At 40.7% G+C, this 2,408-nt stretch carries 1 protein-coding gene and 1 pseudogene; one reads left to right on the top strand and one right to left on the bottom strand.

Annotated features, from left to right (window positions below; all coding sequences use genetic code 11):
* Positions 1-353 precede the first annotated feature (353 nt).
* On the bottom strand, positions 354-1,199 hold the full coding sequence (locus L2764_RS26770; RefSeq protein ID WP_248943380.1) for an MBL fold metallo-hydrolase: 846 nt from the start codon (positions 1,197-1,199) through the stop codon (positions 354-356).
* A gap of 155 nt (positions 1,200-1,354) precedes the next feature.
* Between L2764_RS26770 and L2764_RS26765 the strand changes: the two are divergent.
* Positions 1,355-2,303, top strand: a pseudogene (locus L2764_RS26765) (IS4 family transposase); the annotation flags it as partial.
* Between the last annotated feature and the right edge of the window lie 105 nt (positions 2,304-2,408).

Raw genomic sequence — 2,408 nt, 5'->3', positions numbered from 1 at the left:
CCCGATAAGAGTGATCAGCACTATCATTGCGGCCGTGGTTGGTAAAAAGGACTACCCAGACGTATTTGGGCTCATGCCAGCTTAGTCAATCCCCCTCTGGTGAATACTTACCGCTTATCGTCTACGTTTTATGTTGCCTTCCCCTTCACCCAACAAGGTCAGCACTCTTAAGATGGATTTCGCAGCTCAATACTCGGCCTGTGGCTTCCCCTGTCAACGCTTAACTCGGGGTCTTGGCTGTTTGCTCAACCTCATTCCGAATAAAGAACAAGCAGAGGACTTTCACCTCCAATCTTCTACCGATTTATCTCGCCGCACTGGGTGTCTGAATTACGCTTTAAGCGCTTCTAACGTTAGAGACTAATGCTACGTCCTGTTGGAAAATATTCTAAGCGATCGCCAAGCACACCTTTTAAAATTTTATAGGCTTTCATTCCTGTGCAATGCCCTGTATACAACTTATCTATTGGGTAATTTAACATTAACTCACCAATCTCTTCGATCTGCTTCGAAGTTCCACCAATGCTATTAAATAACGGTAATCCGACTAAATGAAAACCACCAACAACAGCTTTGATTTTTGTATTTGGAAAATAATCAATTGCAGTATCTATCATATTAAGAACACCGCTATGAGCACAACCAGTAAACACGATAAGTCCATCATCTTCTTTTATGACTAACAATAATTCGTGATCAAATGTATCTGGTTTACAACAATCACCAGATTCAGTAAAAAGGTATTTATTACCTTTTGGTTTAGCATATTTATTACTTAAATCAGTAATAATGAAGATATTAGGTAATATCTCAGTCATTTGGTTAACAAAGGTAAAGCGACTAGCTGCTTTGGTAAGTAACTGTTTATTTATACCAACATTACTTTTAAAACCAAACGTTTTGAAAAAATAATTGGTTTCTTCGCATTCACGAAAATATACCTGAGCTTTCGAGTTATCGTCTAGAAAATGAGTAACACCATTACAATGATCATGATGACGATGTGAAATAACAGCGGCATCTACATCTTTAATATCAATGTTCAATAAAGCTGCATTATCACAAAAAGCCCTGCTGCTTCCTGCATCAAATAATATACTTTTCCCCATAGTACTCGCGTGGATAGATAGCCCCCTTTCTATTGCTAGGTCTGTTCGATTGTTCAATCTTGTATTATCAATCAAAGATGTAAGTATCATAAAATCAAATCACCTAAAAATACAAATTGGAGCCTTAGCGCTTAACGCCCTGCTCTAGGGAATCCCCAGATAATATAGCTTATTATCAATAACTAGACACGCATTATGTTATTTGATCTAATCAATTTCGCCAAAAAAAACCAGATAACAACACCATGTGCGATATTAAGATACTACATGAGTCACTGAGAAATCAATGCCCTACAATATACCAGAAACGCCTTAATTCTCTTATGGTTGCGACGGAGTCTTTACTCGACGGTAATCAACTCTCATTAACTGAGTTAGGCCGTAATATTCAGGGCAAAGTGCAGGCTAAGCACAATATCAAACGGATCGACCGATTACTTGGAAACCCACACTAGAGAGCCGACAGAATGGATATTTTTCGTTGGCATGCAAAACACCTTTGCGGTGCAAACCCTATGCCTATTGTGCTTGTTGATTGGGCTGATGTTCGAGAGCAACTCCGGTTAATGACACTCAGAGCCTCTATTTCAGTGCAAGGTCGTTCTGTCACTCTTTCATGAGCACACCTTTCTATTTGAAGACTATAACGCACCCAGAAGTCACAATGCATTTTTGGCAGAACTCGCGCAAATTCTGCCTGAAAAGTGCTGCCCTTTAATCGTCACTGATGCGGGATATAAAAATACCTGGTTTACGGAAGTGGCTCGTCATGGCTGGTTTTGGTTAGGTCGAGTACGCGGTGATGTGAGTTTTCAACACCATGGTCAAGCCAAATGGCAATCGAATAAATCGCTCTACTCAGTAGCAAACAGCCGAGCAAAGTATATCGACGCTGTATATCTTGCAAAGAAGAGCCCACTGAATTGCCATATCCATCTTTATAAAAGTCCTCCCAAAGGTCGAAAAGATAGCAGTTCCTCTAAAGCAGGTCGACATCACACCGCTCAAAAGAGTTATCGAGCAGGCAGCAAAGAGCCATGGTTATTAGCCACAAACCTACCTCCTGAGTCATTCACAGCAACTAAGGTAGTTCAGTTATACGCTAAACGAATGCAGATAGAAGAAAGCTTCAGAGACTTGAAAAGTCCTCAGTACGGAATGGGATTAAGACACTGTAAAAGCCGATGCCCTAGGGGGCGTTGACAATTACGCTAACCAAATCATAGAAGCAGCTAATTGAAGCGTCCCTAAATAGTACTTAGCCTTTCTCTCATAGCGCGTAGCCACTCTACGGAACTG

The sequence above is a fragment of the Shewanella surugensis genome (assembly GCF_023284005.1).
Classification (GTDB): domain Bacteria; phylum Pseudomonadota; class Gammaproteobacteria; order Enterobacterales; family Shewanellaceae; genus Shewanella; species Shewanella surugensis.
Note: the sequence above shows the minus strand (reverse complement) of the source record. Positions and strands in the feature narration are given on the sequence as shown.